A 15,167-nucleotide genomic window follows, 5' to 3' on the forward strand; every position below is an offset into this window, starting at 1 on the left:
CCCGAGGGTCGAACAAGCTCTGGGCGTACCCGGTGAGTTACCCGTCCGGCTGCGCGAATCGGTAGTTGCGATCGGATGCTCGATTGCCCGGGGTAGCACCGTTGTCCACACCGGCGCGGGAAGGGTCGGCGCGGGATTCGCTTTCATGTCCTGCGTCGCACCGGCGCAGGACATGAAAGCGAATCCCACGCAGCTGACTGGTACGGCCTGGAGAGGCGCAGGCGGCCTCAGTGACCGGAGCTGCGCACCCCGAGCAGCACGTCCTCCCAGGACGGCATCGGAGCCTTGCCGCGCTTGCTGCGGCTGGGCTTCGCAGGAGCCTTGGCCGCGGGCTTCGCGGGTTCCTCGGCGGCGGGTGTGGCGGGTGACGGCGCGGCGGGCGCGGACGGGGTGGTGTCCGCGGCGGCAGTGGTCGTCGGCGCGGCGGAGCCGTTGGCGGGCGCCGTGTTACCGGTGGCGGATGCCGCGGTGTTCGACGCGGCGGGCGTGGCAGCGGTGCTCGACGGGATCGCCGCGGAGCTGCCGCCGGCCGCGACAGCGCGCTGTTCGTAGTACTCGTCCAGGGTGGGCTGGTTCTGGCGGCTCGCCGAGCGCGTAGTCGGAGCCGCCGGGGCCGGGCGGGGTTCGGCCGCAGGCTCCGGCTGTGCCGCGGCCGGTTCCGGCTCGGCGGGCAGGATCGTCGCCAGCCCGCGCAGCGCGCGGCCGAAATCCGGATCGATCAGATCGGAGGCCGGATCGTCGAGCGGGGACACCGAGCCGCCGTGCGCGTCCGGCTGATAACGCCAATGCGCGGCGATCTCGGAACGCCCGTTCTGCCACTGCAATTGGGCGACCCAGTACCCCTTCTCGTCTTTCCAGGCGTCCCACTCGGCGCCCTCGATGTTGTGCCCGCGCGCGGTGAAAGCGGCGGTGACCACATCGATGAGCGTTTCCACGGCGGGGCCGTCCGGACGCACGGGGTGGGCCTTCTGGGCGAGTTCGGCGGCACGGGCCCGCTCGAGCAGAACCGGATAGGCGAACCGCTCGACGCGGCTGGCCGGCATTCCGGATTCTTCGGTGACCTGTTCCACGGAGGCCCCTGCGCGAATACGGGCCTGGATATCGCGGGGACGCATAGTTGCTTCCATTTCGATCTCAATCTGGCCGAATCGGGCAAGGTCTCCGCGCGCGGCGGCTCGCAGTTTGTCGTCGGCGGGAAGCCGGAACTTCTGACCGGACTCGGTGTCGATGCACACGATGTGCGTGGAGTCGGGCGTCACCCCGATCACTCGAAGTTCACGCACCGTTACCTCCTTATCGCGTCGACTCGCGACACCGCCCACTTTTCGAAACAGTAGTGCACATCTGAGATTCGTGGGGCAGGACACGCGGCACGGAAATCGCCAGCGCGACTCCCGTGCCCCGCTAATCTGCTCTATTCGCCCTCCCGCGCCTAATTTTTCGGCGTGTCGATTCCGGGCGTGTTGCGGCCGTGGGCCGAAATGCGCGGCGCTCAGCCGAGATTCTGCACGACCCAGTCGATGGAGCGGGTCAGCTGGCTGATGTCGTCCGGGTCGATCGCCGGGAACATGCCGATGCGCAGCTGGTTGCGGCCCAGCTTGCGGTAGGGCTCGGTGTCCACTATGCCGTTCGCGCGCAGCACCTTCGCCACCGCGGCCGCGTCGACCGAGTCGGCGAAGTCGATGGTGCCGACCACCTGCGAGCGGTGCGCCGGGTCCGCGACGTACGGGGTGGCGTATTCGCTGGACTCGGCCCAGGAGTACAGCCGCGACGAGGAGTCCAGCGTGCGCTTGACCGCCCAGTCCAGGCCGCCGTTGGCGACCAGCCACTCGATCTGATCGGCGAACAGCAGCAGGGTGCCCAGGGCCGGGGTGTTGTAGGTCTGGTCCTTGGTGCTGTTGTCGATCGCGATCGGCAGCGACAGGAAGTCGGGGGTCCAGCGGCCCGACGCCTTGATCTCCTCGACCCTGGCCAGCGCGGCCGGGCTCATCAGCGCGACCCACAGGCCGCCGTCGGAGGCGAAGCACTTCTGCGGTGCGAAGTAGTAGACGTCGGCGTCGGTGATGGTCACCGGCAGACCGCCGGCGCCGGAGGTGGCGTCGATGGCGATCAAGGCGTGCTCCGAACCCGCCGGGCGCTGCACCGGGATGGAGACACCGGTGGAGGTCTCGTTGTGCGCCCAGCCGATCAGGTCCGCCGACGGGTCCGACACCGGCTCCGGCGCGCTGCCCGGCTCGGCCGAGACCACGATCGGGTCGCCGATGAACGGGTTGCCCTTGGTCACGGCGGCGAACTTGGAGCTGAACTCACCGTTGGTCAGATGCAGTGAGCGCTCCCGGACCAGGCCGAACGCCGCGGCGTCCCAGAACGCGGTGGTGCCGCCGTTGCCGAGCACCACCTCGTAGCCGTCCGGAAGGCCGAACAGGTCGCGCAGGCCCGAGCGCACCCGCGCCACCACGTCCTTGACCGGCTTCTGCCGATGCGAGGTTCCGAACACCGAGGCGCCGACGTTCACCAGAGTCTGCAGCTGCTCCGGGCGCACTTTGGAGGGGCCGCAGCCGAACCGTCCGTCGGCGGGCTTGAGATCGTCGGGAATGGTCGGAAACGCAGAGGTCATGGCGAACAGGGTAGTCGGTGGTGTCGCTGTGACGTCGCCCACACTCCGGCTAACGTAGGCGCCCATGGGCATGCCGTCGGCTAACTCGGGGTGGCGACTGCGCGAGCGGGTGCGAAATATCCGGTTGCGCGGCGCGACGGTCTCGGATTCCATACGGCGGGAGTTGCTGATTCGCGGGGATCCCGGGTCGGCGACCGTTCTCGGCGTGCGTCCGCGGCGCACCGAACCCGGCCATGTGTTCTGGGTCCGGGTACAGCTGGACGGGGAGTTCCCCTACGAGACCCGGGTCCGGCAACGGGTGACGGAGGGCGACCTGGAATGGATGCAGCCCGGCGACGTCGTGTGCTGCCGGGTGGACCCGGGCGACCGCGGCCGCCTGGTGCTGTACGTGCCCGATATCGAGGAGACGGGGCGGGCGAGCATCGCGAAGATCCTCGCCGACGGCCGCCGAGCCGACGCCACCGTGCTCGCCGCCGCGCCGGTCGCGGCCGACTACTCCGGCCGCGACGACCCCGTGCTGCGGCTCGACCTCGAGCTGCGCGCCTGGGACGAGTCCAAGCCGTGGCGGGTACGCCTGGTCCAGCCGGTGCCGCTGCACGCCATCGGCTTGGTCGACCTCGGCCAGCACCTGGAGGTCGCCTTCTTCGAGGTCGACCGCGGCGAAACCGTGGCCGTGGATTGGGCCGCCTCGCTCGAGGAGTGAAGCATCGTTCGAGCGCCTACACTCTCGGCCGTCGTGCGCTGCGAGCTACGCGTGGGCGATCGACGCCCAGCCCGCGACGTCCTCGGGCTTGCGGGGACCGGGCCCGGTGTAGATGGCGGCCGGGCGGACCAGCTTGCCCAGCTGCTTCTGCTCCAGGATGTGCGCACACCAGCCGGCGGTGCGGCCGCAGGTGAACATGGCCGGCATCATGTGCGCGGGCACCTCGGCGAAGTCCAGGATCACCGCGGCCCAGAACTCCACGTTGGTCTCGATGGCGCGGTCCGGGCGCCGCTCGCGCAACTCCGCGAGCGCGGCCTGCTCCAGCGCGGCGGCGACCTCGTAGCGCGGGGCGCCCAAGCGCTTGGCCGTGGCGCGCAGCACCCGGGCGCGCGGGTCCTCGGCCCGGTACACCCGGTGGCCGAAGCCCATCAGCTTCTCTTTGCGGTCCAGGATGCCTTTCACCAGGGCGCGTGCGTCGCCGGTACGCTCGACCTCTTCGATCATCGGGAGCACGCGCGCGGGCGCGCCGCCGTGCAGTGGACCGGACATGGCGCCGATCGCGCCGGACAGCGAGGCCGCCACGTCGGCGCCGGTCGAGGCGATCACCCGGGCGGTGAAGGTGGAGGCGTTCATGCCGTGCTCGGCGGCGGAGACCCAGTAGGCGTCGATGGCTTCGGTGTGGCGCGGGTCGGGGTCACCCTTCCAGCGGGTCATGAAGCGCGCGGTGACCGTGGTGCACTCGTCGATCTTCTTCTGCGGGACGGCGGGCTGGTAGATGCCCCGTGCGGACTGCGCGACGTAGGACAGCGCCATCACCGAGGCGCGGGCCAGGTTCTCCCGGGCGGTCTCGTCATCGATGTCCAGCAGCGGCTGGTAGCCCCAGATCGGCGCGAGCATGGCCAAGCCCGCCTGCACGTCGACGCGCACGTCACCGGTGTGCACCGGCAACGGGAACGGTTCGGCCGGCGGTAGGCCCCGGCCGAAGGATCCGTCGACCAGCAGGGCCCACACGTCACCGAAGGTCACCTGGCTACCCACCAGGTCCTCGATGTCGACGCCGCGGTAGCGCAGCGCGCCGCCATCCTTGTCCGGTTCGGCGATGTCGGTGGTGAAAGCAACCACGCCCTCCAGGCCACTGACGAAATCGCTGGGTATGGTGGCCTGTCCACCGGACACCGCGGGGCTGGTAGTCATGTTGCGACTCTCCTTGCACTTGGGTCGCATGTTCTCGCCGCTGAGAAGATGTCGGATTTGACGAGCACATGCCGATCACCAAAACCTTAGACCCTCGCTACCCCGGAGTAACGTCTGGCCCATGCGTGACCTGGACAATTCACCTCGCGGCAACGAAACGGCGGATGTGCTGCCTGCCACCGATCTCGCCGCCATGCGGGTGGACTACGGCGGGCTGCCGCATGGCGGCAACGAGGACGTCGACCTGGACGAGACCTGGCTGGCCGGCGGCTGGGAGCCGCTGCTGCGGCACTGGATCGAACAGGCCACCGCGGTCGGCATCGCCGAACCCAACGCCATGGTGCTGGCCACGGTCTCGGTCGTGGACGGCACACCCCGGCCGGTAGCACGCACCGTGCTCTGTAAAGGGCTCTCGCCGGAGGGCGTGATCTTCTACACGAACTACGACTCGGACAAGGGCGCCCAGCTGGCCGCCGTCCCGTACGCCGCGGTCACCTTCGTCTGGCCCGCCCTGGGGCGGCAGGTGCACCTGCGCGGCGCGGTGCAGCGGGTGCCCGCCGAGACCACGGCGGCCTATTGGCGTTCCCGGCCGCGGGACTCGCAGCTGGGCGCCTGGGCGTCACGCCAGTCCAAGCCGATCGGCTCGCGGGCCGAACTGGACCGCACGCTGGCCGAGGCGACCGCGCGATTCGCCGACGTCGACGAGATCCCGGTGCCGCCGCACTGGGGCGGATTCCTGCTCCGCCCCAGCGAAGTCGAGTTCTGGCAGGGACGCCGCGGCCGGCTGCACAACCGGATCCGGGTGCGTATCGCGGACGGCACGTCCACGGTGGAGCGCTTGCAACCCTGAGGTATTCCCGCCCCACAGGTGAGAATTCTCGCGTCCAACCCGGCAAGTGGACTGGATACGCTCCGGCCGGTGAAACTGCTCGCCGACACGACCCCGTTGCGCCATCCGGATTTCCGACGCCTGTGGGGCTCGGGCATCGTCACCATGATCGGCGCGCAGCTGTCCATCGTCGCGGTACCGCAGCAGATCTTCCAGATCACCGGCAGCTCCGGCTATGTCGGCTTGGCCGGCTTGTTCGGCCTGGTGCCGCTGATCGTGTTCGGCTTGTGGGGCGGCGCGCTCGCCGACGTGCTGGACCGGCGCAAACTCTTGCTGATCACCAATTCCGGCACCGGGCTCACCGCGCTCGCCTTCTGGCTGCAAGCCGCCGCCGGGGTGGACAACGTGTGGATCGTGCTCGGGCTGCTCGCGGTGCAACAAGCGTTCTTCGCGGTGAACCAGCCGACCCGCAGCGCGGCCATTCCCCGCCTGCTGCCGGAAGGCCAACTGGCCGCGGCGAATTCGCTGAACATGACGGTGATGCAGTTCGGCGCGATCGCCGGGCCGGTGCTGGCGGGCGTGCTCATCCCGGTCATCGGTCTGGCCACGCTCTACCTGATCGACGCCGTCGCGCTGCTGGCCACGCTCTGGGCGGTCTGGCGGCTGCCCGCCCTCCCGCCGACCGGAACCGTGCGCCGCGCCGGATTCCGCACGGTGCTGGAGGGTTTCGGTTACCTCGCGACCCAGCGGGTGCTGCTCGCGTCGTTCGCGGTGGACGTGATCGCCATGGTGTTCGGCATGCCGCGGGCGCTCTTCCCGCAGATCGCGCACGAAACCTTCGGCGACCCGGCCACCGGCGGCGTCGCCCTCGGTTTGCTGTTCGCCTCGATGTCGGCGGGCGCGGTGCTCGGCGGCGTGTTCTCCGGCTGGATTCCGCGCATCCGCCGCCAGGGCCTGGCCGTGCTGGTCTGCATCGCGCTGTGGGGCCTGGCCATGGTGGGATTCGGTGTCGCCGTCGGGTTCACCGGGCACGGGCTCGGCCTCGGCGCGGGGCTGTGGATCGCGCTGGCCTGCTCGGCCTTCGGTGGTGCGGTCGACATGGTCTCGGCCGCGTTGCGGGTCACCATGCTGCAGACCGTCGCCACCGACGACTTGCGCGGGCGGCTGCAAGGCGTGTTCACCGTGGTTGTCGCGGGTGGCCCGCGCATCGGTGATGTTGCCCACGGTTTTGCGGCGGCGAGCCTGGGTACCGCTGTGGCCGCGGCGGGAGGAGGCGTGCTCGTCGTGGTGGGCGTCGGGATCGCGGCGATCGCGTTTCCGGCCTTCACGCGTTACCGTGTCCGTCGCGCTCCTACCTGTGCCTCGCTGCCGCTCGGCCCAGGCAGGACCGCGAATGCGGCTGTGTCCATGATTCGCTCGCTACGTTCGCTCATGCCGAAATAGCCGTCTGAAGTGCACCGCTAACGCCGGGCGACCGCGCGTCGGCGTGGCCGTGAAACCTCACCGCGCCGCGATGTGTTTGTGAGCCGCCGCAGGACTACCCTCCGGTATTGTCCGCGTCGGTGAACGGCTAGCGTTGAGGCAAGCGCATCGTGCGCCGACCCGCGCCGGTGCCTGTGGTTCTAGCCTGAGAGGGATCCTTCCGTGCCCGCTGAGAACATCATCAACGTCGACGACGACGCCAAGCCGGTCCTGTCCTATCCCGGCGGGGAGTTCCCGATGACGGTCGCCAAGGCCGCCGAGGGCAACGACGGGATCGAGCTGGGGAAGCTGCTGGCCAGCACCGGGTACGTCACATACGACCCGGGCTTCATGAACACCGCCCCGACCAAGTCGGCCATCACCTACATCGATGGTGAGGCGGGCATCCTGCGCTACCGCGGCTACCCGATCGACCAGCTCGCGTCGGCGTCCACCTTCATCGAGGTCAGCTACCTGCTGATCTACGGCGAGCTGCCCACCCAGGCACAGCTCGACGACTTCACCAACCGCATCCGCCGCCACACCCTGCTGCACGAGGACCTGAAGCGGTTCTTCGACGGCTTCCCGCGCAACGCGCACCCGATGCCGGTGCTGTCGTCGGCGGTGAACGCGCTGTCGGCCTACTACCAGGACTCGCTGGACCCGCGCGACCCCGAACAGGTCGAGCTGTCCACCATCCGGCTGCTGGCCAAGCTGCCCACCATCGCGGCCTACTCGTACAAGAAGTCGGTCGGCCAGCCCTTCCTCTACCCGGACAACTCGCTGAGCCTGGTGGAGAACTTCCTGCGGATGACCTTCGGCTTCCCGGCCGAGCCCTACGAGGTCGACCCCGAGGTCGCAGCCGCCCTGGACATGCTGCTCATCCTGCACGCCGACCACGAGCAGAACTGCTCCACCTCGACCGTGCGCCTGGTCGGCTCGTCCGACGCCAACCTGTTCACCTCGGTGTCCGGCGGCATCAACGCGCTGTGGGGCCCGCTGCACGGCGGCGCCAACCAGGCCGTGCTGGAGATGCTCGACGGCATCAAGGCCAGCGGCGGCAACGTCAAGGAGTTCATCCGCAAGGTCAAGAACAAGGAAGACGGTGTGAAGCTCATGGGCTTCGGACACCGCGTCTACCGCAACTACGACCCGCGCGCATCGATCGCCAAGAAGCACGCCGACGCCATCCTCAGCAAGCTGGGCGGCGCCGACGAACTGTTCGAGATCGCCCAGGCCCTGGAAGAGGCCGCGCTCACCGACGACTACTTCATCCAGCGGCGCCTGTACCCGAACGTCGACTTCTACACCGGCGTCATCTACAAGGCGATGGGCTTCCCGACCCGCATGTTCACCGTGCTGTTCGCGATGGGCCGGCTCCCCGGCTGGATCGCGCACTGGCGCGAAATGCACAGCGAGCCTTTGAAGATCGGTCGTCCCCGGCAGATCTACACCGGCTACGGCGCCCGCGATTACCGCGAGATCACCAACCGCTGACCGAATCCAACCACTATCTACCGAAGGGGATACCGAATGACCAAACCGGAGATCGAGTTCCAAGAAGGGCCCGCGCCCACCGAGCTGGTGATCAAGGACATCATCGAAGGCGACGGCAAGGAAGCCGTGCCCGGTGGCACCGTCGAAGTGCACTACGTGGGAGTCGAATTCGAATCCGGTGAGGAGTTCGACTCGTCCTGGAACCGGGGCGAGTCCATCACCTTCCCGCTGCGCGGCCTGATCCAGGGCTGGCAGGACGGAATCCCCGGTATGAAGGTCGGCGGCCGCCGTCAGCTGACCATCCCGCCGGAGCTGGCCTACGGCCCGGCCGGTGCGGGTCACCGTCTGTCGGGCAAGACGCTGGTCTTCGTGATCGATCTGCTCAGCGCCAACTGATCACGCGCGTTTGATTTGGACAATGGCTCGTGCTTCGCACTGCGAAGCACGAGCCATTGCCGTATTCACTCACTCCCGGACGATTTCGACCGGATCGGTGAGGGCCAGCGCCAGAGCGGATTGCTGGGCGCCGGTGCTTTGCGGCAGGGCGGCGACGGCCTTGTCGGTCTGGGTGCCAAGGTTGTCGACGATGTTCCGCAGCTGGGTGACGCCGCCGGTGAGCTGGCTGATGGCGCCGACCAGTTGGGCCCCGCCCTGCTCGGCGAGTTGCGGCAGGCCCTCGGCCAGTTTCGCGCCCTCGGCCAGTTGGGCGCTCGCGCCGGTCAGGCGGTCGACGACCGTGCGGAGCAGGGTGCCGAGATCGGTGTCCGGGTCGACCGCGTCGCCGACCAGCGAGCCGAGGCCGGTGAGCTGGGCGCCCGCCTGGCTGGACACGCCGCGCAGCGCTTCGAGTTTTCCGATGATGTCGGCCAGCGCCGGATCGTTGGCGAAGGGCAATGCGCGCAGCAGCGGCAGAACTTGGTCCAGTCCGCCGCTCACCGTATTCGCCGTCCGTTCCACCTGCGCGATCGTGATGCCGGTCGAATCCAATGCCGCGGCGAGTTGGTTCGCCTGCGCGGCGGCGCCGTCCACGGTCGAGTTCAGCAGCGCGATCGCCGAACTGAGCTGTGCCGAACCCTGGCGGGCGAAGTCGAGGAAGTCGAGTAGCTGATCGGCGCCGGAACTGAACTGGCCGGCGCCGGCGGCGGCCGCCTCGACGCCCGCGCCGAGCAGTTGGGCGGTGAACCGCACCTGCGACATCTGCGACCGGGCCTGTGCGACGGCGGTGAGCGCGGCGTCCACCCCCACCGCGCCGATCCGCCGCGTCACCTCGGTCACCGCGCCGTTCACCAGGTCGGCGTCGGCGTCGCGATGTGTGTCCACGGTGACCTTGGCCCGCGCGGGCTGTGTTCCGGCGAGGGTGCCGATCGACTCGGTGAGGTCGGTGGGCAGGGTGATGACGGCGGCGTAGTCGCGGGCGCTCGCCTCGCCCGGCGGGACGGCGATCCACTCGTAGCCACCGCCCTCCTGCAACGCCTTGACGACGCGCGCACCGGTCGGCCCGGTATCGGCGTTGACCAGGGCGATCGTCCGCGGGGCCCGATCGGACCCGGTATACGCGGCGATTCCGGCGCCCAACCCGCCCGCGGTGAGGAGAGCAACGGCGAGAAGTGCCCAGCGGGCGCGTTTTCCGATCACGCTCGCAGACCCTAAACACGAGTTATGGCGGGGCTCTCGGCATTTCTCTGAGAGTTGACTAAGGGGTGTAATCGCCTCGGGCAACCACATGGACCCACTGCGATTTTCGAGCGAAGCGAGATCGAGCATTGCCCGTTCGCGAGCCACAGGTGGGCCACGAACACGCAGCGCCGCAGGCGCTGCAATTAGACAGAGCCGGGAAGGTCGAGGACCAGGCGAATGCCACCGAGGGTGCCCTCGTCGAAATAGGCTCGGCCACCATGCAACTGGGCCTGTTGGGCGACCAGGGCGAGGCCGAGGCCGGAGCCGCCCTTGTTGGCCTCGCTGCCGCGGAAGAAGCGGTCGAAGACGGCTTGACGCTCGTTCGGCGGGATGCCGCGGCCGTTGTCGTCGACGCTGATCACGATGTGGCCGTTCGGCGCTCGGTGCGCGGAGACCAAGGCCTCGGTGGCTCCACCGTGTTTGACCGAGTTGGCCAGCGCGTTGTCCACCGCCAAGCGCAGCCCGGCGGGGAGACCGCGGGTCACCAGTTCGGCGTCGGAATCGATGCGCACGGTGAGCCCGGGGAAATGCCGCATGGCGTCGTGCGCGGCCTGGTCGCACAGGTCGCCGACATCGGTGGCGACGTGGTCGCGCTCGTTGGTCAGGTCGCCGGTGGCCAGCCGCTCCAGCGCCGCGAGTGTCGTCTCCACCCGGCCCTGGCTGCGTTGCAGGTCGTCGAGGATCTCCGCGCGCTGGGCCTCGTCGAGATCGAGGGTGCGCAATACTTCCAGGTCGGTGCGCATCGCGGTGAGCGGAGTACGCAGCTCATGGGCGGAAACGGCGGCGAAGTCGCGCGCGGTCTCCAGCGCGGCGGCGGTCTCGGCCTGCGCCTGATCCACCCGATGCAGCATGGTGTTGACCGCGTCGGCCAGCTTCTCCGACTCGTGCACGCCGGCCCCCTCCACCGGTGGCTGCGGGTGCCGCGGATCGCGGAACGCGCTGCGTGCGCCGACCTGTCGGGTGAGCCGGACGATCGGGCGCACCGCGGCCCCCGCGAGCAGCCAGCCGAGCCCCGCGGCGGCGGCGATGGACAGCAGGGCGCCGCCGAGCACCCATCGCTGCTGCTCCGCGGTGGCCTCGGCCGCCCCAGCGGCGGGGATACCGAGCGACACCACCCTTCCCGCGGGCTGATTCTCCGTCGTGGTGAGAATCCGGTACGGCGTGCCGCCCACCGTGACGGTGCGCGAACCGGTCGGCAGCGCGGGCAATTCGGTGGTCGTACTGGCGACGACGTCGCCGTTGTCTCGGACGGTCACCGCCATGTCGTTGTTCAGCCCGGTCAGGCTGATGAACCGGACCGCGATCTGCGGCTCGATCAGCACGATGCGCGCCGCGATGGCGAGTTGCTGGTCGGACTGCTGCACGTTGTTGCGCTCGATGGCGCGGATGCTGATCAGGCTGATCAGCGTCACGATGACGATCGCGCCTGCGGCCGCGGCGCCCGCGACCCGGGTACGCAGTGAGAACGACCGCCGCCGACGGGTTTTCGGCAATGCGGTGGAGGCAGGGTCCGCGCTCATTTCGGCGCTCGCAGCACGAACCCGACGCCGCGGATCGTGTGCAGCAACCTGGGTGTGTCGCCCACCTCCAGCTTGCGGCGCAGGTAGCCGACGAAGACGTCCACCACATTGGTATCGGCCGCGAAGTCGTAGCCCCACACCAGTTCCAGCAGGCGTTCCCTGCTCAGCACCACGCCGACGTTCCTGGCCAGCGTGGACAACAGCTCGAATTCCCGCTTGGTGAGCTCGATCTCACCCCCGTGCAGCAACGCGCGGTAGCCGGCGACATCGATCTCCAGCGGTCCGACGGTGATCGCGCCGGGGGTAGCCGGGGCAGGTGTGTCGGACCGACGGCGCAGCAGCGCTCTGATCCGCGCCACCAGCTCCTTGAGCACGAACGGCTTGACCAGGTAATCGTCCGCGCCGGACTCCAAGCCGGAGATGCGATCGTCCACCGACGCGCGAGCGCTGAGCACACAGATCGGCACCTCGTTGCCCATCGCGCGCAACGCGGTGACCACGCCCGCGCCGTCGAGCACCGGCATGTTCATGTCCAGCACGACGGCATCGGGCGCCCGTTCGCTCACGGTGCGCAGCGCCTGCGCCCCGTCCCTGGCGACCAGCACCTGGAAACCGGACAGCCGCAGCCCGCGCTCGACCGACGCGAGCACGTCCTCGTCGTCGTCTACCACCAGAACCGTCGGACTAGATGTCGTCACGTCATCCATTTTGCGGGATTCGCGTTCACGTCCTGGTCCTGCCTCGGGGCCGCTCGGCGCAGCTGGTGAGTTACCCACCTCCACGCCGATCGGCCGGTCGGCTGGTAGCTGTCGGTCGGTCAGTAGTTGTGGCAGGAGTCGGCCACGGTGCGGATGGTGTCGCGCAGCTGTGCGGTTCGCGGGTCGGTCTCCGCCTGGCGCGCGGCGTCGGGGTTCTCGTCGATGGCCCGTTGCAACTCGGCTCGCCGCTGCTGCACGGGTTGCTCGAATTTGCGCTGCAGCTCGGCCTTCTGGGCCGGGTTGGCGTCGAGCATCGCGGCCAGTTGCGGGGCCTTGGCGTGCAGTGCGGCATCGATCTGGGCGAAGGAGCAATCCGAGGTCAGCAGCGGCTCGGCGAGTTCCATCGGGCCCGCGCTCGCGATCGCGGGGCTCAGGAACACGGCGATCGTCGCGAATCCGCCCGCGGCGAGCGCGGCGACGGCGGGACGGCCTACGGAACGCTTCATGATGTGGTGCCTCCAGATCATCGAATGGTTGCGGTGCGGTCTCGAGGCTATTTCGAACGGCTGGCAGCGAGATGAACGTCCTCTGTGGAAACTCTGAGGACGCGAGCGAACTCAGGACGGCGCAACCGGATCCACGTCGGGTGCCACGACATTGTCGGGGTTCTCGGTGCGGTTGCGCGCCGGTCCCCACTCCGGACGGGCCGCGCGGATCTGCTCCTCCAGTGCCGAGAGCACTCCGGGATCGTCGATGGTGGACGGCACCTCGAACGTCTCACCCGAGGTGATCTGCCGGATGGTCTTGCGCAGGATCTTGCCGGACCTGGTCTTGGGCAGCGCTGTCACGACGATCACGTCGTGCAGTGTGGCGATCGCGCCGACCTGGGTGCGCACCCGCTCGATCAGTTCGTCGCGCAGCTGCCGCGGATCGATCTCGACACCCGACTTGAGCACCACGTAGGCCACCGGCCGGTGTCCTTTGAGCTCGTCGGGCAGGCCGATGACGGCGCATTCGGCCACCGTGTCGTGCCCTGCGATGGCGGCCTCGATGCTTCCCGCGGACAGGCGATGCCCGGCCATGTTGATGACGTCGTCGCTGCGGCCGAGGACATACAGGTAGCCGTCCTCGTCGAAGTAGCCGGAATCGCCGGTGAGGTAGTGGCCGGGATACGCCGAAAGATAGGAGCGCTCGTAGCGGGCGTCGTCGCGCCATAGCCCGGTGAGCGTGCCGGGCGGCAGCGGTAATCCGATGACGATATTGCCCTCGGTGTTGGGGGCCACCGGGTTGCCGGAGGAATCCAGCACGCGCAGCCGATAGCCCGGCACCGGCACCGAGGCCGAGCCCGGCTTGATCGGCAGCTGCTGCAGGCCCAGTGGGTTCGCGCAGATCGGCCAGCCGGTCTCGGTCTGCCACCAGTGATCGACGACGGGGCAGTCGGAGCGGCCCGCGAGCAGGGTCTCGTCGGCCCAGGTGTAGGTGGCCGGATCCAGCCGTTCGCCCGCGCAGAACAGCGCGCGCAGCGAGGACAGGTCCCAGGCGCGGGCCAGCTCGGCGCCGGGGTCGGCCTTGCGGATGGCACGCAACGCGGTCGGCGCGGTGAACAGCACGTTGACCTGGTACTGGGCGACCACGCGCCAGTACGCGCCCGCGTCCGGCGTGCCGACCGGCTTGCCTTCGTACAGCAGCGTGGTCGCCCCGACCAGCAGCGGCGCGTAGACGATGTAGGAGTGGCCGACCACCCAGCCGACATCGGATGCCGCCCACATCACTTGGCCCGCGCCGACGTTGTAGACGTTGCGCATGGACCAGGCCAGTGCCACCGCGTGCCCGCCGTTGTCCCGCACCACGCCCTTGGGCTTCCCGGTGGTGCCGGAGGTGTAGAGGATGTACAGCGGATCGGTCGCCGCGACCGGTACCGGGTCGGCCGGTGGCGCGTCGCGGACCGCGTCGTCCCAGTCGAGCCACCGCGCGGCCACGGTTTCCATCGAGCTCGGTAAGTACTCGGTCGCGGGCTGCGGCGGTGCGAAATGGATGGTGTCGAACTGCGACCGCTGCTTGACGATCACGGTGCGCGGCGCGGTGGTGGTGGCGAGCTCCAGAGCCTGCAACACGATCGGTGGATACTCGATCGTCCGGCCCGGCTCCAGACCCCCGGACGCTGTGACGATCAACACCGGCTCCGCGTCATCGATGCGGGCGGCCAGCTCGGGCGCGGCGAATCCGCCGAACACGACCGAATGGACCGCGCCGATGCGTGCGCAGGCCAGCATCGCGATCACCGCTTCGGGGATCATCGGCAGGTAGATCACCACGCGATCGCCGGCCGAGACACCTAGCCGCAGCATCGCTCCGGCGAACCGGGACACCTCCGCGAGCAGCTCCGCGTAGGTGTAGACGACGCTGGCGCCGGTCATAGCGGAGTCATATATCAACGCGGGCTGATCGGCGCGACCGGCATCTCCGGGGGTGGTCGGGTGCACGTGCCGGTCGAGGGCGTTGAAGGAGGTGTTGAGTCGGGCGTCGGGAAACCATCTGGCCACCGGGCGGGCGTTGGTGTCGACGATCTGGGTCGGTGGCACCTCCCAGTCGATCGCTTCGGCCGCGCCGGCCCAGAACTCGGCGGGATCCACCAAGCTGGTCTGATAGGCCGGTCGGTACTCCTGCCGCACGTTCAAACCCGTGACTCCCTAGCCTCGCCTCGATGCCCGCCTCGATAGATCTGGTTGATTGTGGCAGACTTCACGCGACGCCCGGGTGGGTGCCGCGACCTTTGGTTTTGCCTGGAACTGGCAGGTCAATGATCGCGACATCACGCCAAGTCACCCAAGAAGTTATTGATCCGTTAGAATCTGATGTCACTTATTTGGGCCGTCGTTAGGACGCAATCTTTCGGCCAGCCGCAGTTCTCGGCCAGCTCCACCTGTCGAGCCATGCACACGATCGTGGAGGTTCGGCTGATGGTGCTCGG

Annotated in this window: 13 protein-coding genes; 5 read left to right on the forward strand and 8 right to left on the reverse strand. The window is 68.9% G+C overall.

Annotation, left to right across the window (positions count from 1 at the left end):
• Positions 1-227: 227 nt before the first annotated feature.
• Positions 228-1,283, reverse strand: coding sequence for a septation protein SepH (gene sepH, locus IU459_RS13495; protein WP_195129851.1), 1,056 nt, complete (start codon positions 1,281-1,283; stop codon positions 228-230).
• A 209-nt stretch (positions 1,284-1,492) separates the two neighbouring features.
• Positions 1,493-2,617 carry a phosphoserine transaminase gene (gene serC, locus IU459_RS13500; protein WP_195129852.1) on the reverse strand — a complete coding sequence of 375 codons (1,125 nt, stop codon included), beginning with the start codon at positions 2,615-2,617 and terminating at the stop codon, positions 1,493-1,495.
• A 64-nt stretch (positions 2,618-2,681) separates the two neighbouring features.
• Here serC and IU459_RS13505 point away from each other — a divergent pair, with 64 nt between their 5' ends.
• Positions 2,682-3,320, forward strand: a complete 639-nt coding sequence (locus IU459_RS13505; RefSeq protein ID WP_195129853.1) for a hypothetical protein — start codon at positions 2,682-2,684, stop codon at positions 3,318-3,320.
• Between the two features lie 45 nt (positions 3,321-3,365).
• Here IU459_RS13505 and IU459_RS13510 read toward each other — a convergent pair whose 3' ends face one another.
• The gene (locus IU459_RS13510) at positions 3,366-4,514 is read right to left on the reverse strand and encodes a citrate synthase 2 (RefSeq protein WP_195129854.1); all 1,149 of its coding nucleotides are present in this window, start codon (positions 4,512-4,514) and stop codon (positions 3,366-3,368) included.
• 121 nt (positions 4,515-4,635) lie between these two features.
• Between IU459_RS13510 and pdxH the strand changes: the two genes are divergently transcribed.
• The 4 genes from pdxH to IU459_RS13530 all read left to right on the forward strand — a co-directional run bounded on the left by pdxH (position 4,636) and on the right by IU459_RS13530 (position 8,697).
• Entirely contained in the window at positions 4,636-5,364 is a 729-nt protein-coding gene (pdxH, locus tag IU459_RS13515; RefSeq protein ID WP_195129855.1) for a pyridoxamine 5'-phosphate oxidase, read from the forward strand.
• 69 nt (positions 5,365-5,433) lie between these two features.
• Positions 5,434-6,786 (forward strand): MFS transporter, encoded by a 1,353-nt coding sequence (locus IU459_RS13520; protein WP_324198855.1) that lies wholly within the window; start codon positions 5,434-5,436, stop codon positions 6,784-6,786.
• A 201-nt stretch (positions 6,787-6,987) separates the two neighbouring features.
• Complete coding sequence (locus IU459_RS13525; RefSeq protein ID WP_195129856.1) at positions 6,988-8,301, forward strand: citrate synthase; 1,314 nt, start codon at positions 6,988-6,990, stop codon at positions 8,299-8,301.
• A gap of 36 nt (positions 8,302-8,337) precedes the next feature.
• Positions 8,338-8,697 (forward strand): FKBP-type peptidyl-prolyl cis-trans isomerase, encoded by a 360-nt coding sequence (locus IU459_RS13530; protein ID WP_040773941.1) that lies wholly within the window; start codon positions 8,338-8,340, stop codon positions 8,695-8,697.
• 69 nt (positions 8,698-8,766) lie between these two features.
• On the opposite strand, the gene IU459_RS13535 is transcribed toward IU459_RS13530, so the two are convergent.
• From IU459_RS13535 to IU459_RS13555, 5 genes are all read right to left on the reverse strand, one after another.
• Entirely contained in the window at positions 8,767-9,936 is a 1,170-nt protein-coding gene (locus tag IU459_RS13535) for a hypothetical protein (RefSeq protein ID WP_195129857.1), read from the reverse strand.
• A gap of 185 nt (positions 9,937-10,121) precedes the next feature.
• Positions 10,122-11,498 (reverse strand): HAMP domain-containing sensor histidine kinase, encoded by a 1,377-nt coding sequence (locus tag IU459_RS13540; protein WP_195129858.1) that lies wholly within the window; start codon positions 11,496-11,498, stop codon positions 10,122-10,124.
• Complete coding sequence (locus IU459_RS13545) at positions 11,495-12,205, reverse strand: response regulator transcription factor (protein ID WP_195129859.1); 711 nt, start codon at positions 12,203-12,205, stop codon at positions 11,495-11,497. The genes IU459_RS13540 and IU459_RS13545 overlap by 4 nt, the downstream gene beginning before the upstream one ends.
• Positions 12,206-12,315: 110 nt before the next feature.
• Positions 12,316-12,702, reverse strand: coding sequence for a hemophore-related protein (locus IU459_RS13550; protein WP_195129860.1), 387 nt, complete (start codon positions 12,700-12,702; stop codon positions 12,316-12,318).
• A 111-nt stretch (positions 12,703-12,813) separates the two neighbouring features.
• On the reverse strand, positions 12,814-14,874 hold the full coding sequence (locus IU459_RS13555) for an AMP-binding protein (RefSeq protein WP_195129861.1): 2,061 nt from the start codon (positions 14,872-14,874) through the stop codon (positions 12,814-12,816).
• Positions 14,875-15,167: the final 293 nt, after the last annotated feature.

This window comes from Nocardia amamiensis (assembly GCF_015477605.1).
Lineage (GTDB): Bacteria > Actinomycetota > Actinomycetes > Mycobacteriales > Mycobacteriaceae > Nocardia > Nocardia amamiensis_A.

Excerpts from the sequence above, each read along its gene's own strand:
- serC (WP_195129852.1), bottom strand. The coding sequence starts at position 2,617 with ATGACCTCTGCGTTTCCGACCATTCCCGACGATCTCAAGCCCGCCGAC.
- IU459_RS13505 (WP_195129853.1), top strand. The coding sequence starts at position 2,682 with ATGGGCATGCCGTCGGCTAACTCGGGGTGGCGACTGCGCGAGCGGGTG.
- IU459_RS13510 (WP_195129854.1), bottom strand. The coding sequence starts at position 4,514 with ATGACTACCAGCCCCGCGGTGTCCGGTGGACAGGCCACCATACCCAGC.
- pdxH (WP_195129855.1), top strand. The coding sequence starts at position 4,636 with ATGCGTGACCTGGACAATTCACCTCGCGGCAACGAAACGGCGGATGTG.
- IU459_RS13530 (WP_040773941.1), top strand. The coding sequence starts at position 8,338 with ATGACCAAACCGGAGATCGAGTTCCAAGAAGGGCCCGCGCCCACCGAG.
- IU459_RS13540 (WP_195129858.1), bottom strand. The coding sequence starts at position 11,498 with ATGAGCGCGGACCCTGCCTCCACCGCATTGCCGAAAACCCGTCGGCGG.
- IU459_RS13545 (WP_195129859.1), bottom strand. The coding sequence starts at position 12,205 with ATGGATGACGTGACGACATCTAGTCCGACGGTTCTGGTGGTAGACGAC.
- IU459_RS13550 (WP_195129860.1), bottom strand. The coding sequence starts at position 12,702 with ATGAAGCGTTCCGTAGGCCGTCCCGCCGTCGCCGCGCTCGCCGCGGGC.